Origin of the sequence: Pseudomonas sp. B21-019, assembly GCF_024749225.1 — a bacterium.
GTDB lineage: Bacteria > Pseudomonadota > Gammaproteobacteria > Pseudomonadales > Pseudomonadaceae > Aquipseudomonas.
Window position 1 is genome coordinate 1,082,501 of sequence record NZ_CP087193.1, and the last position, 21,337, is coordinate 1,103,837.

Consider the following 21,337-nt stretch of genomic DNA (forward strand, 5'->3'; position numbering starts at 1 on the left):
TCCTTAATCGACGACATCAGCTGCTCCATAAGTTCCCACACGAATTGCTTGATTCATTGAAGAAGACGATATGAAGCAGCCTGTATCAGGTTGTAGCTGTGTTGGTTAGAGCGCACCCCATGCTGTGTGGTAAAGAGCAGGGTGAGGTCGGCCTTAGTAGCTCGAAATTGGGTCTGTAGCTCAGTTGGTTAGAGCGCACCCCTGATAAGGGTGAGGTCGGCAGTTCGAATCTGCCCAGACCCACCAATTTTGTGTGGGAATACCTGTAGAAATACGGGGCCATAGCTCAGCTGGGAGAGCGCCTGCCTTGCACGCAGGAGGTCAACGGTTCGATCCCGTTTGGCTCCACCACTACTGCTTCTGTTGTTGAAAGCTTAGAAATGAGCATTCCATCGTGATGATGGTGAATGTTGATTTCTAGTCTTTGGCTAGATCGTTCTTTAAAAATTTGGGTATGTGATAGAAAGATAGACTGAACGTTACTTTCACTGGTAACGGATCAGGCTAAGGTAAAATTTGTGAGTTGCTCTTAATTGAGCATGCGAATTTTCGGCGAATGTCGTCTTCACAGTATAACCAGATTGCTTGGGGTTATATGGTCAAGTGAAGAAGCGCATACGGTGGATGCCTTGGCAGTCAGAGGCGATGAAAGACGTGGTAGCCTGCGAAAAGCTTCGGGGAGTCGGCAAACAGACTTTGATCCGGAGATGTCTGAATGGGGGAACCCAGCCATCATAAGATGGTTATCTTGTACTGAATACATAGGTGCAAGAGGCGAACCAGGGGAACTGAAACATCTAAGTACCCTGAGGAAAAGAAATCAACCGAGATTCCCTTAGTAGTGGCGAGCGAACGGGGACTAGCCCTTAAGTGGCTTTGAGATTAGCGGAACGCTCTGGAAAGTGCGGCCATAGTGGGTGATAGCCCTGTACGCGAAAATCTCTTAGTCATGAAATCGAGTAGGACGGAGCACGAGAAACTTTGTCTGAATATGGGGGGACCATCCTCCAAGGCTAAATACTACTGACTGACCGATAGTGAACTAGTACCGTGAGGGAAAGGCGAAAAGAACCCCGGAGAGGGGAGTGAAATAGATCCTGAAACCGTATGCGTACAAGCAGTGGGAGCCCACTTTGTTGGGTGACTGCGTACCTTTTGTATAATGGGTCAGCGACTTATTTTCAGTGGCGAGCTTAACCGAATAGGGGAGGCGTAGCGAAAGCGAGTCTTAATAGGGCGTCTAGTCGCTGGGAATAGACCCGAAACCGGGCGATCTATCCATGGGCAGGTTGAAGGTTAGGTAACACTGACTGGAGGACCGAACCGACTACCGTTGAAAAGTTAGCGGATGACCTGTGGATCGGAGTGAAAGGCTAATCAAGCTCGGAGATAGCTGGTTCTCCTCGAAAGCTATTTAGGTAGCGCCTCATGTATCACTGTAGGGGGTAGAGCACTGTTTCGGCTAGGGGGTCATCCCGACTTACCAAACCGATGCAAACTCCGAATACCTACAAGTGCCGAGCATGGGAGACACACGGCGGGTGCTAACGTCCGTCGTGAAAAGGGAAACAACCCAGACCGTCAGCTAAGGTCCCAAAGTTATGGTTAAGTGGGAAACGATGTGGGAAGGCTTAGACAGCTAGGAGGTTGGCTTAGAAGCAGCCACCCTTTAAAGAAAGCGTAATAGCTCACTAGTCGAGTCGGCCTGCGCGGAAGATGTAACGGGGCTCAAACCATACACCGAAGCTACGGGTATCACTTAGGTGATGCGGTAGAGGAGCGTTCTGTAAGCCTGTGAAGGTGAGTTGAGAAGCTTGCTGGAGGTATCAGAAGTGCGAATGCTGACATGAGTAACGACAATGGGTGTGAAAAACACCCACGCCGAAAGACCAAGGTTTCCTGCGCAACGTTAATCGACGCAGGGTTAGTCGGTCCCTAAGGCGAGGCTGAAAAGCGTAGTCGATGGAAAACAGGTTAATATTCCTGTACTTCTGGTTATTGCGATGGAGGGACGGAGAAGGCTAGGCCAGCTTGGCGTTGGTTGTCCAAGTTTAAGGTGGTAGGCTGAGATCTTAGGTAAATCCGGGATCTTAAGGCCGAGAGCTGATGACGAGTGTTCTTTTAGAACACGAAGTGGTTGATGCCATGCTTCCAAGAAAAGCTTCTAAGCTTCAGGTAACCAGGAACCGTACCCCAAACCGACACAGGTGGTTGGGTAGAGAATACCAAGGCGCTTGAGAGAACTCGGGTGAAGGAACTAGGCAAAATGGCACCGTAACTTCGGGAGAAGGTGCGCCGGTGAGGGTGAAGCACTTGCTGCGTAAGCCCACGCCGGTCGAAGATACCAGGCCGCTGCGACTGTTTATTAAAAACACAGCACTCTGCAAACACGAAAGTGGACGTATAGGGTGTGACGCCTGCCCGGTGCCGGAAGGTTAATTGATGGGGTTAGCTAACGCGAAGCTCTTGATCGAAGCCCCGGTAAACGGCGGCCGTAACTATAACGGTCCTAAGGTAGCGAAATTCCTTGTCGGGTAAGTTCCGACCTGCACGAATGGCGTAACGATGGCGGCGCTGTCTCCACCCGAGACTCAGTGAAATTGAAATCGCTGTGAAGATGCAGTGTATCCGCGGCTAGACGGAAAGACCCCGTGAACCTTTACTATAGCTTTGCACTGGACTTTGAATTTGCTTGTGTAGGATAGGTGGGAGGCTTTGAAGCGTGGACGCCAGTCTGCGTGGAGCCATCCTTGAAATACCACCCTGGCAACTTTGAGGTTCTAACTCAGGTCCGTTATCCGGATCGAGGACAGTGTATGGTGGGTAGTTTGACTGGGGCGGTCTCCTCCTAAAGAGTAACGGAGGAGTACGAAGGTGCGCTCAGACCGGTCGGAAATCGGTCGTAGAGTATAAAGGCAAAAGCGCGCTTGACTGCGAGACAGACACGTCGAGCAGGTACGAAAGTAGGTCTTAGTGATCCGGTGGTTCTGTATGGAAGGGCCATCGCTCAACGGATAAAAGGTACTCCGGGGATAACAGGCTGATACCGCCCAAGAGTTCATATCGACGGCGGTGTTTGGCACCTCGATGTCGGCTCATCACATCCTGGGGCTGAAGCCGGTCCCAAGGGTATGGCTGTTCGCCATTTAAAGTGGTACGCGAGCTGGGTTTAGAACGTCGTGAGACAGTTCGGTCCCTATCTGCCGTGGACGTTTGAGATTTGAGAGGGGCTGCTCCTAGTACGAGAGGACCGGAGTGGACGAACCTCTGGTGTTCCGGTTGTCACGCCAGTGGCATTGCCGGGTAGCTATGTTCGGAATAGATAACCGCTGAAAGCATCTAAGCGGGAAACTAGCCTCAAGATGAGATCTCACTGGGACCTTGAGTCCCCTGAAGGGCCGTCGAAGACTACGACGTTGATAGGTTGGGTGTGTAAGCGCTGTGAGGCGTTGAGCTAACCAATACTAATTGCCCGTGAGGCTTGACCATATAACACCCAAGCAATTTGTGAACTCGAAAGAGGCCAGATTGCGGTGTGTGAAGACGCAATGAACCGAAAGTTCGCAACCATTCACAAAAAGCCGCACAAACTATCGCATACCCAATTTGCTGAAGCGTCGAAAGACGGTTCGGTACCCGAATTTCTTGACGACCATAGAGCATTGGAACCACCTGATCCCATCCCGAACTCAGAAGTGAAACGATGCATCGCCGATGGTAGTGTGGGGTTTCCCCATGTGAGAGTAGGTCATCGTCAAGATTAAATTCCGAAACCCCTATCTGCGTATGCAGGTAGGGGTTTTGTTTTGTCCGCAGGAAAGTTTCTTCAGCCTGGATCATGGCTATATCTTTTTTATCGAATATCGCAGTATATGAAAATATATAGCGAGAATTCGTACAAAAGGAATGATCGATGACAGCGGCCCTGAGCGGTAAAGAAGCAGTAGGCGAGCATTACACGTTGGAAACGATGCGCCATGCGCAGCAGATGACCTGGAAGGCCATCGAACAGATTGCCCGGGTTGTTTCTCCCGGCATGCGCGAGTCCGAAGTCCAGTTACTGGGTAAACAGGTTCTGTCGGAACTTGGCATGGATCGCATCTGGCACCCGCTGCTGATCCGCTTTGGCGCCAATACGCTCAAGACGTTCAAACAGCGCTCCGATGGCGATCCTGTGCTGGGTGACGAAGATATTTTCTTCGTCGACATGGGCGCGGTCTGGCAAGAGCACGAAGGTGATGCAGGGGCGACTTTCACCACCGGTTCCGACCCGGAAATGATCGCCTGTGCCGCGGCCTCCCGGGAGCTTTTCAATCGGGTCGAAGGCTTTTGGCGTAGTGAGCAGGTTTCCGGCATGGAGCTTTACCGCTATGCGGCTGACCAGGCGCAAGCCATGGGGTGGAAGCTCAACCTCAACATCAAAGGCCACAGAGTCAGCGATTTCCCTCATGCGATTCACCGTGGTGGCGACCTCGGGGATTTAGACAAGTGCCCGACGACCGGCCTGTGGATTCTGGAAATCCAGATCGCCCACCCTGAGCGCCCTTTCGGAGCGTTCTACGAAGACTTGCTTATCTGATCAAGGAAACCTCATGCCAAACCAAACAGAGCAACCGGTTCTGCTGTTCTCTTACGGTACTTTGCAGGACCGGGCCGTTCAGCTGTCCACCTTCGGGCGCGAGTTGAAAGGGCGCCTGGACAGCCTGCCAGGTTACAAGCAGAACCTGGTCGAGATAACCGATCCGGCGGTGTTGGCGGCGAGTGGGAAAAGCCATCATCCGATCGTGCAGGAGAGTGGCGACCTGTCGGACGAGATCGCCGGCACTGTTTTCGAGATCACGGCCCAAGAGCTGGTCGCGGCCGACGAATACGAGGTAGCGGACTACAAACGCGTCAGAGTGACCCTCAAGTCCGGCATCAGTGCCTGGGTCTACGTGCGAGCCTGACTTCTGGAAGTTTCACGCCGACGGGCAAGGACTCTCGCCGGCGATGATCATGCAGGCCCAGGCTGAGGTTCAGCAATTGCCTGGGGAGATACTCATTTGCTGGGGAGGAGGATTACTGACCACACTACCAAAGTGATCGCTGCCGCCAACAGACTACACGTCCCGGCAATCAAATGACGGAAGGCGGGGTATTCAGACTGCTTCAGTCTGGCCATCACCAAGAGCCATGTGCCGACGAAGGCGCCCATAACCGCCATCAGCGTATAGAGTACGTATAAAACGATCCGTGCTGAGGAGGCTTCTCCGGGGGCAAGCCATCTATTGAACAGAACCAGCACCGCTATCCCGACAATAAAGCTACCCACGGCACCTGCCAGGTTGGCGAGCCATAGATTCACAGCTCCGCGGTTTTTCACCACCCAAACCCACATCCCCACTGTCGCAGCGAGGAACACCAATACGCCAATTAGCAGCATTCAATCCTTTTCCTTGTTCGCAATAACCCTGAAACCGCCATTGCTCATCTTTGATGAGATGAGGCGATGGCAACACGATATCAAACCGATGGGGTTATGCCGAAGGATGTTGCTGATTGATGTGGATTTTGGCTGCGTTTGGCTCTGTCACTCATTGAATAAAGGGTCGACGTTAAAAACGCTGGAACGCTCCCTTGGCCCGTCTCAACAGGCCAAGGGATCTGTAAACCTAAGCCTCCCAGCCCGCCCCACTAACCGCCGCCTGCGCCAGCGGGTGCAAGTCTGCCCCCTGATGCGCCGTCTGCCAGGCCAGCAACTCCTTGCGCATGCCGGGCGTCCAGTACATCTGCAGATGATTGCGCACGCCGAGCACGGCCTGTTGCTGATCCGGTTCGCTGGCAAAGTATTGGGCGATCTGGTTGACCATCTTGATCAGGTTGTCCGTACTCATCGGCGTACCTCGGCTTTTGTCCCGGCGCTACGTTCATGGCGACGTTCGTTGAGCAGGCGTTGTTGTTCGTCGCTGAATGCCTGATAGCGTTTTTGCCACTCGGAAGGGTGATAGACGCGGCTGACCTCCACGGCAGTGACCTTGTACTCCGGACAGTTGGTAGCCCAGTCGGAGTTGTCGGTGGTGATGACGTTGGCGCCCGACTCAGGGAAGTGGAAGGTGGTGTACACCACGCCTGGGGCAACCCGCTCGGTGACTCGTGCCCGCAGTACGGTCTGGCCGGCGCGGCTGCCGATGCCGACCCAGTCACCTTCGTTGATGCCACGGCTCTCGGCGTCGGTCGGGTGGATTTCCAGGCGGTCCTCATCGTGCCAAGCGACGTTTTCAGTACGCCGGGTCTGGGCGCCGACGTTGTACTGGCTGAGGATGCGCCCGGTGGTCAGTAGCAGCGGATAGCGACTGTTGACCTTCTCCTCGGTCGGCACGTAGCCGGTGAGCATGAAGCGCCCCTTGCCACGCACGAATTCCTCAATGTGCATGGTTGGCGTGCCGTCCGGTGCCGCGGCGTTGCATGGCCATTGCAGGCTGCCGTGACTATCCAGTGCGGCGTAGCTGACGTTGGTGAAGGTCGGCGTCAGGCTGGCGATTTCATCCATGATTTCCGACGGATGCTTGTAGTTCATCGGATAGCCCAGGGCGTTAGCCAGAGCCACGGTGCCTTCCCAGTCGGCCTTGCCGCCCAGAGGCTCCATGACCTTGCGTACCCGGGAGATGCGCCGTTCGGCGTTGGTGAAGGTGCCGTCTTTTTCCAGGAACGAGGCGCCCGGCAGGAACACATGGGCGAACTTGGCGGTTTCGTTGAGGAAAATGTCCTGCACCACGATGCATTCCATGGCCGACAGCGCCGCGGTGACGTGTTGGGTGTTGGGGTCGCTCTGGGCGATGTCTTCGCCCTGGCAGTACAGGCCCTTGAAGCTGCCGGCCAGTGCTGACTCGAACATGTTGGGAATGCGCAGGCCCGGATCGGGTTGCAGGGTGACGTTCCAGGCCTGTTCGAACTGCGTCCGTACCACCTCGTTGGAGACGTGACGGTAACCGGGCAGTTCGTGAGGGAAGGAGCCCATGTCGCAGGAGCCCTGAACGTTGTTCTGTCCACGCAACGGGTTCACGCCCACGCCTTCGCGACCGATGTTGCCGGTGGCCATGGCCAGGTTGGCAATGCCCATGACCGCGGTACTGCCCTGGCTGTGCTCGGTGACGCCCAAGCCGTAGTAGATCGCCGCGTTACCGCCGGTGGCATACAAGCGCGCAGCGGCACGGATATCGGCAGGTTCTACGCCGCAGACAGGGCCAAGGGCTTCCGGCGAGTTTTCCGCTCGGCTGACGAACTCTTTCCAGTGGGCGAAATCGTTGCCCTCGCAACGGGCGTCGATAAAGGCCTGGTTGAGCAAGCCTTCGGTGACGATGACGTGGGCCAGAGCGTTGAGCATGGCGACGTTGGTGCCCGGACGCAGGGCCAGGTGCAGTTCGGCGCGGGCATGCACCGTGTCCACCAGGTCAATACGGCGTGGGTCGATGACGATCAGTCGCGCGCCTTCACGCAGACGGCGCTTGAGCTGGGAGGCGAACACCGGGTGAGCGTCGCTGGGGTTGGCGCCCATCACCAGGATCACGTCAGCCTGCATCACCGAGTCGAAACTCTGTGTGCCGGCGGACTCGCCCAGGGTTTGTTTCAGGCCGTAGCCGGTCGGTGAGTGGCAGACACGCGCACAGGTGTCGACGTTGTTGTTGCCGAAGGCCGCACGCACCAGTTTCTGCACCAGATAGGTTTCTTCGTTGGTGCAGCGGCTGGAGGTGATGCCACCAATGGAATCGCGGCCGTATTTTTGCTGCAATCGGCGGAATTCGCTGGCGGCGTAAGTCACCGCTTCATCCCAGCTGACTTCCTGCCAAGGGTCGTTAATGGACTTGCGGATCATCGGTTTGGTGATACGATCCGGGTGAGTCGCGTAGCCCCAGGCAAAGCGCCCCTTGACGCAGGAGTGGCCGTGGTTGGCCTGGCCGTTCTTGTCCGGAACCATGCGCACCAGCTGGTCGCCTTTCATCTCGGCGCGGAACGAACAGCCCACACCGCAATAGGCGCAGGTGGTGATCACACTGTGTTCGGGTTGACCCAGTTCAACCACACTTTTTTCCATCAGCGTCGCGGTCGGGCAGGCTTGCACACAGGCACCGCAGGACACGCATTCCGAGTCGAGGAAGTCCTCGCCACCGGCGGCCGCGACCCGGGATTCGAATCCGCGCCCGGTAATGGTCAGGGCAAACGTACCCTGGGTTTCTTCGCAGGCGCGCACGCAGCGGTTGCAGACGATGCACTTGCTTGGGTCGTAGTCGAAGTACGGGTTGGACGTGTCCTTCACGTCGTCCAGATGGTTCTCGCCCTCATAGCCGTAACGCACTTCCCGCAGGCCGACCTGGCCGGCGACGGTTTGCAGCTCGCAGTTGCCGTTGGCCGAGCAGGTCAGGCAATCCAGCGGGTGATCGGAGATGTACAGCTCCATGACGTTGCGGCGCAGGGTCGCGAGCTTCGGCGTCTGGGTGTGCACGGTCATGCCTTCGCTGACCGGCGTGGTGCAGGATGCGGGGTAGCCGCGCATGCCGTCGATCTCCACCAGACACATGCGGCAGGAGCCGAAGGCTTCCAGGCTGTCGGTGGCGCACAGTTTGGGAATGGTGGTGCCCAGCAACGCGGCAGCGCGCATCACTGAGGTGCCTTCGGGCACGCTGATGCTTTGGCCGTCGATGTTCAGGGTGACTTGCACCTGGCTTTCGCGGGCCGGGGTACCCAGATCCATATCGGTTTTCGGGTCGAATACAGTGATCATTGCTCGGCCTCCGAGGCTTGCAGACCGAAGTCGGCGGGGAAGTGCTTGAGGGCGCTGACGACCGGATAGGAGGTCATGCCGCCCAACGCGCACAGCGAACCGTATTGCATTGTGTCGCACAGGTCCTTGAGGATGATTGCCTGTTCATCGCGACCGCTCTGGTCAGGCGCGGCCAGCAGGCGGTCGATCACCTCAACGCCCCGGGTCGAGCCGATACGGCACGGCGTGCATTTGCCACAGGATTCCTCGGCACAAAACTGCATGGCGAAGCGCGCCATGTGGGCCATGTCCAACGTGTCATCAGCCACCACCACACCACCGTGACCGAGCATCGCGCCGATGGCGGCGAAGGCTTCGTAATCCAGCGGCGTATCGAATTGCGACGGCGGCACCCAGGCGCCGAGAGGGCCGCCAACCTGCGCGGCCTTCAGCGGCCGGCCACTGGCGGTCCCGCCGCCGTAGTCTTCCACCAGTTCGCGCAGGGTCAGGCCAAAGGCCCGTTCCACCAAACCGCCGTGACGAATATTGCCCGCCAGCTGGAAGGGCATGGTGCCCAGGGAACGGCCCATGCCGTAATCGCGATAGAACTGCGCGCCCTTGGCCATAATCATTGGCACCGAGGCCAGCGTCAGCACGTTGTGCACCAGGGTCGGCAGGCCGAACAGGCCCTGCAGCGCAGGAATCGGCGGCTTGGCGCGGACGATCCCGCGCTTGCCCTCGAGGGAGTCCAGCAGCGCGGTTTCCTCACCGCAGATGTACGCGCCGGCACCGACCCGCACTTCCATGTCGAAGGCCAGTCCGCTGCCACCGACATTGGCGCCGAGGTAACCCGCGGCCCGGGCGATGTCCAGCGCCTCGCGCAGGGTGGCCACGGCCTGTGGATATTCCGAGCGCACATAAATGTAGCCGTAGCTGGCGCCGACGGTGATGCCGGCAATGGCCATGCCTTCGATCAGCAGGAAGGGGTCGCCTTCCATCAACATGCGATCGGCGAAGGTGCCGGAGTCGCCTTCGTCGGCGTTGCACACGATGTATTTCTGCGCAGCCTGAGTGCCGCGCACCGTGCGCCATTTGATCCCGGCCGGGAAAGCCGCGCCGCCACGGCCACGCAGGCCCGAATCGAACACTGCAGTCGCGGTCTGCTCGCCGCCCAGAGCGATGGCCTGGGTCAAGCCCTCGAAACCGCCATGAGCCCGGTAATCTTCCAGGGACAGCGGCCGGGTAATGCCGGCGCGGGCGAACAACAGGCGTTGTTGGCTCTTCAGATAAGACAACTCCTCCACCAGCCCCAAGGCCAGCGGATGAGCGGACGGCTCGCCTTGCAGCGCATCGAGCACGGACGGCACATCGGCAGTGGTCAGCGGGCCGAAGCCGATACGACCTTGCGGGCTATCCATTTCCAGCAGCGGTTCCAGCCAGTACAGGCCGCGCGAGCTGGTGCGTTGCAAGTCCAACGACAGACCGCGCTCCCGGGCCTGAGTGGTCAGGGCCACGGCCACCTCATCGGCGCCTACGGCACGGGCAAGAGAATCACAGGGCAGATAAAGCGTCGGCATCATGCGTCCTCCTGGCAAGCGTTGAGCAGGGCATCCAGGCGTTCGGCAGTGAGCCGCGCATGCACCTGACCATCCAGCTCCAGGGCAGGCGAGCAGGCGCAGGCGCCGAGGCAATACACCGGGCGCAGACTGATGTTGCCGTCGGCACTGCTGCCGTGGTCGTCCAGTTGCAGGCGGTCGCGCAATTGCGCCGCGAGCTGCTCGGCGCCGCGGCTCTGGCAGGACTCGGCCCGGCACAGACGCAGGATATGCCGGGCCGGAGGCGCGGTACGGAAGTCATGGTAGAAGCTGATCACCCCGCGAACCTCGGCCTGACTCAGGTTGAGGGCGTGGGCAATCTCGGGAACGGCGGCATCGGGGATATAACCGATGCCCTCCTGAATTTCATGAAGGATCGGCAACAATGCGCCGGGCAAACCCTTGTGGCGCTCCAGCAGGCTGTTGACCATAGGCAGGTGCAACATCTCATCAGACATACAGCATTCCTCACGGTCACGGACAAACCAGGCGGTTGTCGGTCGTCCGAAAGTGTCGGCTGCGGCGTTCACGCCACGTCACGGTTTCGTGGCATTTTCAGACCGTTGGCCAGGGCACCCTGAGTGGGCATCTTGTTGTGCCCGGCGCGGTCTTTGCCGCACCTCTTCAGGCATATCACGCAGCTTGCCACGCCGCCTTTGAATCATCCGCACCAAAGCGACGTGTTCGGTTCTGCCTACGACTATCCATTAAGTCTAGATGAGCGGGGCGTGGGGCGTTCACGCACTGGCTCAATGCTTTGAGGGCTTGTCGATGGAGGATGTATAGCAAGCATTACGGGTGAGAAACAGCATCAGATCTGTGGGTGATTTCAGGGAGCAGATGCGTCGATTTATTGCTCTATAACCCAAGAGCCCTATAAACATTCACGCTGAACCGAGTGATAAAAAGCCCCGAAAAACCTAGGGGCTAATCCAAAATCCCAGTCAGCACACACAACCCCTGTGGGAGCGGGCTTGCCCGCGATAGCGTCAACCCAGCCAACATCAATGCTGATATTTGGCCAAAATCCCAAGCAGCTCACTCCCCCAGGCGTCATCCCAGCCAACGACAGGCATCAAAACAATCCCGCCATCGTTCAACCGCTACGCTTCAGACTTCTCCGCCTCCGACTGCTTAGCTGTCGATGCAGAATCCCGATCCTGCGCAAGCACCTTCACCGCATCATCAACCAGCGCCTTACTCATCGCTGTCAAATAATGCGCAGCCCAGGCGTGACGGTCGGTGTCCCTGGCGTAGGCAGCATCTTCGGTCAGCTTCTTGGCGAGGAACAGAAAATCAGAAGCCATCGATAACGCATCGCCGAGCGGGACGCCGTGAGTGACGTGGAAGAGTGGTTGATCGGAGCAGTAGATGGCGGGGGTTAAGCCGATGGTTTTGAGGTCTGATTGATCGGTCATTTGCCACCTCCAATGATGGAGATGCGGTGGGAGAGGGTGGATGGTGGGGCGTTATGCGATTGGGAATCGCGTTGAGGTAATAGCCAAATTTTGTACGGATCCATACTGCGCATTGCAAAGCTCCTTAATTTGAAGAGCTGCCACAATTCGTTACCAAGCGAATGGGTGGCAGCTGTGCGCAGGTTGGTAAACCGGGAAATCAAGGAAACCGGCACGCCCGAAGACGTCCCACGCACAGCCGCCATAACGCAGATCGCAGGCGAAAAAAAAGCGCCTGCGGACGCATGGCACTGTTGCGCAGTGATTTACCTCGGGTTACCAAGCCCGGTCGCTGAATTTGCAGCGACGGTGGGAGGGTATCGTGCAGACCCTTTTCCTGCAACCTTCGAGAGCGCTGGGTGATTATATGATCAGTCACAGAGGATATTCGGGGGATGAAGAAGGGGCGGAGGGATGGAGAAAGGTGTGCTGCGTCATGAAACACATTGAAACAGGGTAATGCCATCTGTCTGCGGGTTACATATTTGCGCTTCGGGTCATTCCGGATTTACCTCATAATCGCGCGCTTCTACCGTCGGTAGCTCTGCTTCTCTACTAATCTGTAGTCGCTACCACCAGACCTTTAATAGCCAAGGAGAAAGGCAATGCCAGATAACTGGAACCAGCGTCAGTCGGATGCATCTGTTAAAGATGCTCTCGAACGTTTACTGGCCCCATCTGATTTGCCTGCGACCCTATGAGCCAAGCTGCCTTCGTCAATCCAAGCCTGCTCACATGGTCTCGTGAGCGCGCAGGTCTCTCCACTGAGCAGGTTGCTAAAAAGCTGCCAGTGAAACCTGATCGAGTAGAGGAATGGGAGGCTGGCGAGACCAAACCAACATTCCTTCAGGCTCAAAAGTGGGCGAATGTCGCTCACATCCCGTTTGGTTTCCTGTTTCTTCAGCAGCCGCCCGTCGAACAATTGCCTTTGCCTGATCTGCGGACCGTCGGTGGGATTGCACCTCAACGTCCCAGTCTGGAACTGTTGGACACCGTGAGGGATGCCATACGTAAGCAGGATTGGTATCTGGAGTATCTGCAACACCAGGAGCATCAGCCGCTGGCTTTTGTAGCTCGCTTCAATAGCAGATCTCAAGTCAGAGAGGTGGTGGACGATATCCGCCGAATCCTTGGCGTGAATCCTGACATTGCTCGATTGGATTACGAAAAATACAGCCGTGCCTTGATCGAAGCCGCAGAAATGGCTGGAGTTTTGGTTATGCGCAGTGGCATTGCGCTAGGGAATACTCATCGCAAACTTGAAGTGAGCGAGTTTCGGGGTTTTGCCATCAGTAATGCCTACGCCCCCGTTGTATTCATCAACAGTTCCGATGCCCCCACCGCCAGGCTGTTCACCTTACTTCACGAGCTGGCCCATATATGGATTGGTAGCAGTGGAGTGTCTGACGGAAACACTGCAAATGGTCGAGACGAGGAGCGTTTCTGCAATGCAGTGGCAGGTGAATTTCTGGCTCCTGAAGCCCCATTCCGAGCCCTGTGGAACCCAGATGTTAACTGGGAAGAGAATTTAGCTCCGCTAGCCACTCGGTTTCACATCAGTAAATTAGCTGTCGGTCGCCGCGCACTGGATCTTGGTTATATAAGCCAAGCACTTTATAGCGCTTACTATCGAATGATCCTCAAGGCTTTCCAGGATGAAAAAGGTGGCGCGGGTGACTATTACCGTAACGCCACCGCGAAAAACAGCCCTCGCCTAAGCAAGGCAGTGCTGACTGAAGCAATGAGTGGCCGGATGCTGCTACGCGAGGCGGGAAGTTTGCTCGGCGTGCAACCTGCTAAATTAAGGACTCTAGCCAACAAGATTACGGAATGAATCATTTACTTGACGCTAACACACTGATCGAAGCCAAGAACCGTTACTACGGAATGGCTATCTGTCCTGGCTTCTGGCAATGGTTACTGCTGAAAAATAAAGCATTGGCTTTAGCCAGTATTGGACCTGTAATGGATGAGCTAACAAAAGGGCATGACGACCTGGCGGGTTGGGCGAAGGACAATTCTGATTTCTTTCACTCCACCACCGATAAGGATACGCAACTGGCATTCGCGCAGGTTGCGGGGCTTGTGGCTGGTCAAGCGCCTAAGATGAAAATAGGCGCAATGGAAGAGTTTTTAGCGGGGGCTGACCCATGGTTAATTGCGAAAGCGTTGACTACAGGGGCTACAGTCGTTACTCATGAAGTGCTGAATCTCGACGCAAAACGGAAATTTATTATTCCTAATATTTGCCAGGAGCTTGATGTTCCTTATTTGAATACGTTTGAATTGTTGCATAGGCTTGAAGCGAGGTTTGTGTTGCCTGCTTAATTTATTCAAAAGTTGGTGGTTTTTACGCAGAGTGCTCTGCCGCGCTTTTCGCTTGTTTTTCACAGAATGCTTTTCAAATACAGCTGCTCAATCGTAAGCGTCCGGCGAACTCACCTTCCGAACTCCAGCATTAAGGGCGATGGTGTCCGCGTATTTTCAAGCGGACGCGATCACCCTTATTTGCCAGGATTCCCATGCGCCAACGAAGCTCTTATCCGAAACCGTTCAAAGCCCAAGTCGTTCAGGAATGCATGCAACCTGGCGCAACCGTGTCCAGTGTCGCCATCAGCCACGGCATCAACGCCAACGTCATCCGCAAATGGATGCCGCTCTTTCGAGACCAGCCCGCAGCAACCTCGCTGCCAGCATTTGTCCCGCTGAAGGCTGCACCTAAACGGCCAGCCGAAACGTCAGTGGTCATTGAGTTGCCCATGGCCGGACAAGTGTTAACGGTGAAGTGGCCACCCTCAGACCCTGAGGGCTGCGCGCTATTTATTCGGGCTGTCGCTCAATGATCCGCCTTGATGCGATCTGGCTGGCCACTGAACCGATGGACATGCGCGCCGGCACCGAGACGGCATTAGCCCGGGTGATCGCGGTGTTCGGTGCGGCGAAGCCGCACTGCGCTTACCTCTTCGCCAATCGCCGGGCTAACCGGATGAAAGTGCTGGTGCACGATGGCGTGGGAGTCTGGCTTGCAGCGCGGCGACTGAATCAAGGCAAGTTTCACTGGCCCGGCATTCGCCATGGCTGCGAGGTCGAACTCGACAGCGAACAACTCCAGGCGCTGGTACTGGGCCTGCCGTGGCAGCGAGTCGGCGCAGGCGGTGTGATTAGCATACTGTAAACGCCGGCCTTTTGGCCGGTCTACTTGTCGTCGTCCCGTTTCTGCTCTGGCACAATCGGCGGCATGACTTTCTCGCCCAATCTCGACCAGATGACCCAGGAACAGCTTCGTGCCTTGGCGGCACAGGCGTTGCAGTTGCAGTCCCAGGTCGAGGCGATGAGCAGGAAGATCCAGAACGATGAAACCATCATCGAACAGCTCACTTACGAAATCGCCCTTCTCAAGCGCCACAAGTTTGCCAAGCGCAGCGAGCAAATCAGCCCAGCGCAAGGCAGCTTGCTGGATGACCTGCTCGACACAGACCTTGAAGCTATCGAGGCCGAGCTAAAACAGCTCCTCCCAGCTTCACCACAGGCCGAGCCACGGCAATCTCCAAAGCGTGCGCCATTGCCGCCGCAGTTTCCGCGCACGGTGATTCGTCACGAACCAGAAAGCACCCAGTGCGCCTGTGGCTGCCAACTTCAACGCATCGGCGAAGACGTCAGCGAGAAGCTGGATTACACGCCAGGGGTATTCACGGTCGAGCAACATGTGCGTGGCAAATGGGCCTGCCGTCAGTGCGAAACCCTGACTCAGGCGCCGGTGCCAGCCCAGGTCATCGACAAAGGTATTCCAACCGCAGGCCTGCTGGCCCACGTGATGGTGGCCAAGTTTGCCGATCACTTGCCGCTCTACCGGCAGGAGAAAATCTTCGGCCGCGCCGGGCTGGCCATTGCTCGCTCGACCTTGGCCCAGTGGGTCGGCCAAACCGGCGTGCGACTCCAGCCGCTGGTCGATGCACTGCGTGAAACGGTGCTGAGCCAAGGCGTGGTTCACGCTGATGAAACACCGGTGCAAATGCTTGCGCCAGGAGAGAAGAAAACCCACCGGGCCTACGTCTGGGCCTACAGCACTACGCCGTTTTCAGCGCTCAACGCGGTGGTCTACGACTTCAGCCCGAGCCGTGCCGGAGAACATGCGCGCAGCTTCTTGGGCGACTGGAACGGCAAGTTGGTCTGCGATGATTTCGCTGGCTACAAAGCCGGTTTTGAACAAGGCATCACTGAAATCGGCTGCATGGCCCACGCCCGTCGCAAGTTTTTCGATCTGCACGTGGCGAGCAAAAGTCAGTTGGCTGAACAGGCCTTGCACTCGATTGGCGGTTTGTATGAGGTCGAACGCCAAGCGCGGGACATGAGTGATGAAGATCGTTGGCGAATACGTCAGGAAATGGCGGTACCGATCATCAAAACACTGCATGACTGGATGTTGGCCCAGCGCGATCTGGTGCCCAACGGCTCAGCTACGGCTAAAGCCCTCGATTACAGCTTGAAACGCTGGGTAGCGCTGACGCGCTACTTGGACGATGGGGCTGTGCCCATCGACAACAATCAGGTTGAGAACCAGATACGGCCATGGGCGCTCGGACGTTCGAACTGGTTGTTTGCCGGGTCGCTACGCAGCGGTAAACGGGCGGCTGCAATCATGAGCTTGATCCAATCGGCGCGCATGAATGGGCATGATCCGTATACCTATCTCAAAGATGTGCTGACGCGGCTGCCGACGCAGCGGGCCAAAGAAATCGGACAGCTTCTACCGCATCAGTGGATGGCGATAGAAACCACGTAAGCCCCCCGATGCTTAGAGACTTACAGAAATGACGCAACGAACGGAGTAGTCGGAAGTATGATTTTGGTTGTTGAAGGTATCAGTGCCAGCGGGAAAACCACTTGGTGCGCCAAGCATGGAGGACAGCACGTCGTTGCTGAAAATGGCCGCTTTGAAGACGAACCGGATCGCATAAAAAATCCAACCGGAGCAGCCGTTTTTTGGGCGGAACGAAACGTGGATCGCTGGCAAAAAGCGCTGGCCATGGAAGCCGCTGCTTCGTGGGCTTTGTGTGACAGTGACCCTCTCAAACTCCACTACATTTGGAGCCTGTGGCAGATCGGTGAGGCGAGCGAACACGACTGGCGAACAGAGTTGGATGCCACAAGAGAAACTATCGCACAAGGGCGTATTGGTTTTGCTGACTGTTACATTGTTGGTCGCATAGATCCTCAGCTCGCGCGAGAGCGAGCCAAAGCAGACACTACCCGTCGTCGGAGTAAGTTCGAGCTACACGTGCGCCTCCAAGAAGCTCTGCTGGCCTGGTATTCAGCTATGAATAAAGTGCTTCCCGGCAGAGTACGATTTGGCTTTCCTTTAGAAATGCCAACCTTGAAAAGCATTGATGGAAGGTATGCGGCGGCGGCCTTTGATCAAATGATCGCATCGCTCCCACGACCTACTCACACCTCTTAGCGAGACGGAGCCTTATAGAAGCTGGAAGCGGATCGGCGAGCTTCTGCCGCATGAGTGGAACCCTATCGAAGCGACTATTTTCCAAGCGTCTAATTTTTAGGAGAGAACCATAAAGGCGTTATCAATTGTACGGCCCAGTGGCGGCCGAATCGCTTCTGGCGAGAAAATCCTCGAAGTCCGTCGTTGGCATCCAGACTTAGATCCTTCCGAGGATCTCCTGATTGTGGAAAACGAGCGATTTCTGCATACCGATGGGGACGAAGACGATGAGGGTATTGCCGTCGCAATTGTGCGCGTGAAGGCCGTGCGCCCCTTCATCCTCGCTGACATGCAAGCGGCCTGTGCAAGCTATTTTGAGGATGGCTGGCTCGCATGGGAGTTGAGTGACGTAAGGCCAATCACACACCCTGTGACCATCCGTGCGGAACGGGGAATCTATGAGGTAGATTTCCTGCTCCCAGACAAAAGCTGAACATTGAGCAAGATGTGTTGGGCAGACGCTTACGCTCAATCGTCTACGTCGCTCCGAAATCAGCCGCCAATCTCCAGTAGCTCCCGTAAGCGTTTATCTATCAGACCTTCCCAGTTTGCAATTGCTCGCGTCGTTGGTCGATCCCGCTATCATGCAGGGCGTAGATCACGAATGTAGATAACGCTATGCCAAGATTGTCATTCGCTGTCAGGATTTTGTTCGCATGCTGCCTTTTCATTGCAACCGCTAATCACATCCGTGCAGACGTTTCGCATGGATTGCTCTGGCACTACGGATACGGGCCTGACGCTTACTTGGGTAGCCGTATTTTCTGGGGAGCGCTTACGTTTTTTGATCCGCTTGCAGCACTGTTACTTTTCATCAAACCAAGAGCCGGAATCGTGCTCACGGTAGCGATTATTTTGGTCGACGTAACCCATAACACTTTTTACGTCGCATTGAAGCAGCAGTGGCTGGAGCCGTTCTACCTGTCCCAGGTAGCTTTCCTTATCGTAGTATTCCTACTCTCACCCATCGCTTGGAATGGCCCGATTCGGGACGTAGCGCTCACCAATCCAGTCCGACTGTGATTCGCTCCATTTATGAGGTGGAAGCTCTTCGATCTCAATCGCCCGCTGCCCATTTTTCGCTGCGCAGTGAACCTGCGAAGAGCCAGTTCTTGCGACCTAGCCCACGGTCCGGTTATCGGGCGTTCCAGCTTTTTAGGCCGCCCGCCTTTATTGAATGTCTTTCAAATAATCCTTGAGCGCAACGAGCGGACCATCAAGTTGCCCCATCGTCTGAATCCCGGCAAATTCAGCCGCCAACCTCTGCAGCTCCCTCCCCAACGGCTTATCCACACCACCGATGGCGTCCAGCGCCAACCCCACACACTCATCCACTTTCAACTGAATCGCCTCGACATCCCCCCGCCGCACCAGCAGCTCAAACACATCCCGCTGGTAATCACCCATGACCAGATCATCACGCAAAATCGGACTTGAATCTTCCGTCTCGTAAGCCAGTTTCAGGGAGAAGAGGGCGACGCTTTCCAGCTGCAATTCCATGAGGGAATCCTTGTGAAATGTTCCACCGGTGCGGGACGTGCGTAAGAGAAGCAAGATCAAAAGATCGCAACCTTCGGCAGCCGTCACACGACAGCGGTGCGGGCAATGGCTTTTCTACAGGCGAAAAAAAAGGCCTTGCTAAGCAAGACCTTTCTTAATTTTGGTGCCCCGAGGGAGACTCGAACTCCCACTCCTTTCGAAAACGGATTTTGAATCCGCCGCGTCTACCAATTCCGCCATCAGGGCTCAATGGCGGCGAAGTATAGAGAGGTGAATACCGCTGGTCAATCAGGTACATGGAGAATTTTTGATATTTCCGCTAGACTTCCCGGCCCTGCTAGACGAACCCCATCATGCGCGTTGCTGACTTTACCTTCGAGCTCCCTGATTCGCTGATTGCTCGCCATCCTTTGGCCGAGCGTCGCGGTAGTCGCCTGTTGACCCTGGATGGGGTCAGCGGCGCCCTGGCACACCGTCAATTCACTGATTTGCTTGAGCATTTGCGCCCAGGCGATTTGATGGTGTTCAACAATACCCGGGTGATTCCGGCGCGGCTGTTTGGCCAGAAAGCTTCCGGCGGCAAGCTGGAAATTCTGGTGGAGCGGGTGCTCGACAGTCATCGCGTGCTGGCCCATGTGCGTTCCAGCAAGTCGCCCAAGCCCGGCTCGAAGATTTTGATCGACGGCGGTGGCGAGGCCGAGATGCTGGCGCGTCACGATGCGTTGTTCGAACTGGGGTTTGCCGAAGAGGTGTTGCCGCTGCTCGACCGCGTCGGGCACATGCCGTTGCCTCCTTATATAGACCGCCCGGATGAAGGCTCGGACCGCGAGCGTTATCAGACGGTGTACGCCGAGCGCCTGGGCGCGGTGGCGGCGCCGACGGCGGGGCTGCATTTCGATCAGCCGCTGATGGAGGCGATTGCCGCCAAGGGCATCGAGACCGCATTCGTGACCTTGCACGTCGGCGCAGGCACTTTCCAGCCAGTGCGTGTGGAGAAGATCGAAGATCACCACATGCACAGCGAATGGCTGGAAGTCGGCCAGGACGTGGTCGATGCCGTTGCGGCCTGCCGCGCTCGCGGCGGTCGTGTGGTGGCCGTGGGGACCACCAGCGTGCGTTCCCTGGAAAGCGCCGCGCGCGATGGCGTGCTCAAGCCGTTCAGTGGCGACACCGATATCTTTATCTACCCGGGGCGGCCGTTTCATGTGGTCGATGCCCTGGTCACCAACTTCCATTTGCCCGAATCCACGCTGTTGATGCTGGTTTCGGCGTTCGCCGGTTATCCCGAGACCATGGCCGCCTATAAGGCCGCCGTCGACAACGAATACCGCTTTTTCAGCTACGGTGATGCGATGTTTATCACCCGTAATCCCGCACCACGTGGCCCTGAGGACAAAGAATGAGTCGCCAAAGTCGTATGTCGTTTGAGTTGCTTGCTACTGACGGCAAGGCGCGTCGCGGTCGTTTGACCTTCCCGCGCGGTACCGTCGAGACCCCGGCCTTCATGCCGGTGGGCACGTACGGCACGGTCAAGGGCATGCTGCCGCGGGATATCGTCGCCACCGGCGCGGAAATCATTCTGGGCAACACCTTCCACTTGTGGCTGCGTCCTGGCACCGAAGTGATCAAGAAGCACGGCGACCTGCACGATTTCATGCAGTGGAAAGGCCCGATTCTGACCGACTCCGGCGGTTTCCAGGTGTTCAGCCTGGGCGCCATGCGCAAGATCAAGGAGGAGGGCGTGACCTTCGCCTCTCCGGTCGACGGCGCCAAAGTGTTCATGGGTCCGGAAGAGTCGATGCAGGTCCAGCGTGATCTGGGCTCGGACATCGTGATGATCTTCGACGAATGCACCCCGTACCCGGCCGACGAAGACGTCGCTCGCGTATCGATGGAGCTGTCGTTGCGCTGGGCTCAGCGCTCGAAAAACGCCCATGGCGACAACACGGCGGCGTTGTTCGGCATCGTGCAGGGCGGCATGCATCAGGATTTGCGCATGCGTTCGCTGGAAGGCCTCGACAAGATCGGTTTCGACGGCCTGGCCATCGGCGGTCTGTCGGTGGGTGAGCCCAAGCACGAGATGATCAAGGTGCTCGATTACCTGCCGGGTCAGATGCCGGCTGACAAACCTCGTTACCTTATGGGCGTTGGCAAACCGGAGGATCTGGTTGAGGGTGTGCGCCGCGGTGTGGACATGTTCGATTGCGTGATGCCAACCCGTAATGCCCGCAACGGGCATCTGTTCATTGATACAGGCGTGCTGAAGATCCGTAACGCGTTCCATCGCCATGATGATTCGCCGCTGGATCCGACCTGCGATTGCTATACCTGCCAGAACTTCTCCCGCGCTTATCTGCATCACCTGGACAAGTGCGGCGAAATGCTGGGAAGCATGCTCAATACCATCCATAACTTGCGCCATTATCAAGTGCTTATGGCTGGTTTGCGCGAGGCTATTCAACAGGGTACATTGGCCGCCTTTGTCGATGCCTTCTACGCCAAACGCGGGTTGCCTGTTCCGCCTTTGGACTGAGTTTTCTGACCCCAAGAT

18 protein-coding genes, 3 tRNA genes and 3 rRNA genes (1 of these 24 only partly in view) are annotated in these 21,337 nt (G+C 56.7%); 16 read left to right on the forward strand and 8 right to left on the reverse strand.

The window, feature by feature from the left end; genetic code table 11:
• From LOY36_RS04755 to LOY36_RS04785, 7 genes are all read left to right on the forward strand, one after another.
• Positions 1-6 (forward strand): 16S ribosomal RNA (locus LOY36_RS04755); it begins 1,533 nt to the left of the window's first position.
• 163 nt (positions 7-169) lie between these two features.
• Positions 170-246: transfer RNA gene (locus LOY36_RS04760), tRNA-Ile, on the forward strand.
• 29 nt (positions 247-275) lie between these two features.
• Positions 276-351 (forward strand) — tRNA-Ala (locus LOY36_RS04765).
• A gap of 246 nt (positions 352-597) precedes the next feature.
• Positions 598-3,489 (forward strand): 23S ribosomal RNA (locus LOY36_RS04770).
• A 155-nt stretch (positions 3,490-3,644) separates the two neighbouring features.
• Positions 3,645-3,760, forward strand: a 5S ribosomal RNA gene (rrf, locus tag LOY36_RS04775).
• The 16S, 23S and 5S rRNA genes sit together here with 2 tRNA genes alongside, the layout of an rRNA operon.
• Before the next feature lie 153 nt (positions 3,761-3,913).
• Positions 3,914-4,579, forward strand: coding sequence for an aminopeptidase P family protein (locus tag LOY36_RS04780; protein WP_258672425.1), 666 nt, complete (start codon positions 3,914-3,916; stop codon positions 4,577-4,579).
• Between the two features lie 13 nt (positions 4,580-4,592).
• Entirely contained in the window at positions 4,593-4,946 is a 354-nt protein-coding gene (locus LOY36_RS04785) for a gamma-glutamylcyclotransferase family protein (protein ID WP_019651862.1), read from the forward strand.
• Positions 4,947-5,038: 92 nt separating this feature from the next.
• Here LOY36_RS04785 and LOY36_RS04790 read toward each other — a convergent pair whose 3' ends face one another.
• The 6 genes from LOY36_RS04790 to LOY36_RS04815 form a co-directional block, all read right to left on the reverse strand.
• Positions 5,039-5,422 (reverse strand): hypothetical protein, encoded by a 384-nt coding sequence (locus LOY36_RS04790; RefSeq protein WP_019651861.1) that lies wholly within the window; start codon positions 5,420-5,422, stop codon positions 5,039-5,041.
• A 229-nt stretch (positions 5,423-5,651) separates the two neighbouring features.
• Complete coding sequence (locus LOY36_RS04795) at positions 5,652-5,873, reverse strand: formate dehydrogenase subunit delta (protein WP_237886552.1); 222 nt, start codon at positions 5,871-5,873, stop codon at positions 5,652-5,654.
• The gene (fdhF, locus tag LOY36_RS04800; protein ID WP_019581640.1) at positions 5,870-8,758 is read right to left on the reverse strand and encodes a formate dehydrogenase subunit alpha; all 2,889 of its coding nucleotides are present in this window, start codon (positions 8,756-8,758) and stop codon (positions 5,870-5,872) included. Before fdhF ends, LOY36_RS04795 begins: the two co-directional genes overlap by 4 nt.
• Positions 8,755-10,317 carry an NADH-quinone oxidoreductase subunit NuoF gene (locus LOY36_RS04805; RefSeq protein ID WP_258672426.1) on the reverse strand — a complete coding sequence of 521 codons (1,563 nt, stop codon included), beginning with the start codon at positions 10,315-10,317 and terminating at the stop codon, positions 8,755-8,757. The genes fdhF and LOY36_RS04805 overlap by 4 nt, the downstream gene beginning before the upstream one ends.
• Positions 10,314-10,790, reverse strand: coding sequence for a formate dehydrogenase subunit gamma (locus tag LOY36_RS04810; protein ID WP_018926718.1), 477 nt, complete (start codon positions 10,788-10,790; stop codon positions 10,314-10,316). Before LOY36_RS04810 ends, LOY36_RS04805 begins: the two co-directional genes overlap by 4 nt.
• Before the next feature lie 645 nt (positions 10,791-11,435).
• Positions 11,436-11,750 carry a DUF3077 domain-containing protein gene (locus tag LOY36_RS04815; protein ID WP_258672427.1) on the reverse strand — a complete coding sequence of 105 codons (315 nt, stop codon included), beginning with the start codon at positions 11,748-11,750 and terminating at the stop codon, positions 11,436-11,438.
• Positions 11,751-12,486: 736 nt separating this feature from the next.
• Here LOY36_RS04815 and LOY36_RS04820 point away from each other — a divergent pair.
• The 7 genes from LOY36_RS04820 (at position 12,487) to LOY36_RS04850 (ending at position 17,719) form a co-directional block, all read left to right on the forward strand.
• A complete protein-coding gene (locus tag LOY36_RS04820; protein WP_258672428.1) occupies positions 12,487-13,623 on the forward strand; it encodes an XRE family transcriptional regulator in 1,137 nt (378 codons plus the stop codon).
• Positions 13,620-14,117, forward strand: coding sequence for a DUF4411 family protein (locus LOY36_RS04825; RefSeq protein WP_064616231.1), 498 nt, complete (start codon positions 13,620-13,622; stop codon positions 14,115-14,117). The genes LOY36_RS04820 and LOY36_RS04825 overlap by 4 nt, the downstream gene beginning before the upstream one ends.
• 194 nt (positions 14,118-14,311) lie before the next feature.
• Positions 14,312-14,632 (forward strand): IS66-like element accessory protein TnpA, encoded by a 321-nt coding sequence (gene tnpA, locus LOY36_RS04830; protein WP_258672430.1) that lies wholly within the window; start codon positions 14,312-14,314, stop codon positions 14,630-14,632.
• Positions 14,629-14,964, forward strand: coding sequence for an IS66 family insertion sequence element accessory protein TnpB (tnpB, locus tag LOY36_RS04835; protein ID WP_258672431.1), 336 nt, complete (start codon positions 14,629-14,631; stop codon positions 14,962-14,964). The genes tnpA and tnpB overlap by 4 nt, the downstream gene beginning before the upstream one ends.
• A gap of 63 nt (positions 14,965-15,027) precedes the next feature.
• Positions 15,028-16,572, forward strand: a complete 1,545-nt coding sequence (gene tnpC, locus LOY36_RS04840; RefSeq protein WP_258672432.1) for an IS66 family transposase — start codon at positions 15,028-15,030, stop codon at positions 16,570-16,572.
• 57 nt (positions 16,573-16,629) lie between these two features.
• Positions 16,630-17,247, forward strand: coding sequence for a hypothetical protein (locus tag LOY36_RS04845; protein ID WP_258672434.1), 618 nt, complete (start codon positions 16,630-16,632; stop codon positions 17,245-17,247).
• Between the two features lie 124 nt (positions 17,248-17,371).
• Positions 17,372-17,719, forward strand: a complete 348-nt coding sequence (locus LOY36_RS04850; RefSeq protein ID WP_258674140.1) for an ASCH domain-containing protein — start codon at positions 17,372-17,374, stop codon at positions 17,717-17,719.
• Between the two features lie 737 nt (positions 17,720-18,456).
• Here LOY36_RS04850 and LOY36_RS04855 read toward each other — a convergent pair.
• Together LOY36_RS04855 and LOY36_RS04860 are read right to left on the reverse strand one after the other, a co-directional pair.
• The gene (locus tag LOY36_RS04855) at positions 18,457-18,786 is read right to left on the reverse strand and encodes a hypothetical protein (protein WP_258672435.1); all 330 of its coding nucleotides are present in this window, start codon (positions 18,784-18,786) and stop codon (positions 18,457-18,459) included.
• A gap of 161 nt (positions 18,787-18,947) precedes the next feature.
• Positions 18,948-19,032, reverse strand: a tRNA-Leu gene (locus LOY36_RS04860).
• A gap of 107 nt (positions 19,033-19,139) precedes the next feature.
• Here LOY36_RS04860 and queA point away from each other — a divergent pair.
• Both queA and tgt read left to right on the forward strand, forming a co-directional pair.
• On the forward strand, positions 19,140-20,189 hold the full coding sequence (gene queA, locus LOY36_RS04865; protein WP_105344839.1) for a tRNA preQ1(34) S-adenosylmethionine ribosyltransferase-isomerase QueA: 1,050 nt from the start codon (positions 19,140-19,142) through the stop codon (positions 20,187-20,189).
• 14 nt (positions 20,190-20,203) lie between these two features.
• Positions 20,204-21,319: a tRNA guanosine(34) transglycosylase Tgt gene (tgt, locus tag LOY36_RS04870; protein WP_019651852.1), complete on the forward strand. Its 1,116-nt coding sequence runs from the start codon at positions 20,204-20,206 to the stop codon at positions 21,317-21,319.
• Positions 21,320-21,337 lie beyond the last annotated feature (18 nt).

What these genes read in the sequence shown, in the direction of transcription:
- LOY36_RS04845 (WP_258672434.1), top strand. Translation starts at nt 16,630, where the DNA reads ATGATTTTGGTTGTTGAAGGTATCAGTGCCAGCGGGAAAACCACTTGG.
- tnpB (WP_258672431.1), top strand. Translation starts at nt 14,629, where the DNA reads ATGATCCGCCTTGATGCGATCTGGCTGGCCACTGAACCGATGGACATG.
- tgt (WP_019651852.1), top strand. Translation starts at nt 20,204, where the DNA reads ATGTCGTTTGAGTTGCTTGCTACTGACGGCAAGGCGCGTCGCGGTCGT.
- tnpA (WP_258672430.1), top strand. Translation starts at nt 14,312, where the DNA reads ATGCGCCAACGAAGCTCTTATCCGAAACCGTTCAAAGCCCAAGTCGTT.
- LOY36_RS04805 (WP_258672426.1), bottom strand. Translation starts at nt 10,317, where the DNA reads ATGATGCCGACGCTTTATCTGCCCTGTGATTCTCTTGCCCGTGCCGTA.
- fdhF (WP_019581640.1), bottom strand. Translation starts at nt 8,758, where the DNA reads ATGATCACTGTATTCGACCCGAAAACCGATATGGATCTGGGTACCCCG.
- LOY36_RS04780 (WP_258672425.1), top strand. Translation starts at nt 3,914, where the DNA reads ATGACAGCGGCCCTGAGCGGTAAAGAAGCAGTAGGCGAGCATTACACG.
- LOY36_RS04820 (WP_258672428.1), top strand. Translation starts at nt 12,487, where the DNA reads ATGAGCCAAGCTGCCTTCGTCAATCCAAGCCTGCTCACATGGTCTCGT.
- LOY36_RS04825 (WP_064616231.1), top strand. Translation starts at nt 13,620, where the DNA reads ATGAATCATTTACTTGACGCTAACACACTGATCGAAGCCAAGAACCGT.
- LOY36_RS04790 (WP_019651861.1), bottom strand. Translation starts at nt 5,422, where the DNA reads ATGCTGCTAATTGGCGTATTGGTGTTCCTCGCTGCGACAGTGGGGATG.
- queA (WP_105344839.1), top strand. Translation starts at nt 19,140, where the DNA reads ATGCGCGTTGCTGACTTTACCTTCGAGCTCCCTGATTCGCTGATTGCT.
- LOY36_RS04815 (WP_258672427.1), bottom strand. Translation starts at nt 11,750, where the DNA reads ATGACCGATCAATCAGACCTCAAAACCATCGGCTTAACCCCCGCCATC.
- LOY36_RS04855 (WP_258672435.1), bottom strand. Translation starts at nt 18,786, where the DNA reads ATGGAATTGCAGCTGGAAAGCGTCGCCCTCTTCTCCCTGAAACTGGCT.
- tnpC (WP_258672432.1), top strand. Translation starts at nt 15,028, where the DNA reads ATGACTTTCTCGCCCAATCTCGACCAGATGACCCAGGAACAGCTTCGT.
- LOY36_RS04785 (WP_019651862.1), top strand. Translation starts at nt 4,593, where the DNA reads ATGCCAAACCAAACAGAGCAACCGGTTCTGCTGTTCTCTTACGGTACT.
- LOY36_RS04795 (WP_237886552.1), bottom strand. Translation starts at nt 5,873, where the DNA reads ATGAGTACGGACAACCTGATCAAGATGGTCAACCAGATCGCCCAATAC.
- LOY36_RS04810 (WP_018926718.1), bottom strand. Translation starts at nt 10,790, where the DNA reads ATGTCTGATGAGATGTTGCACCTGCCTATGGTCAACAGCCTGCTGGAG.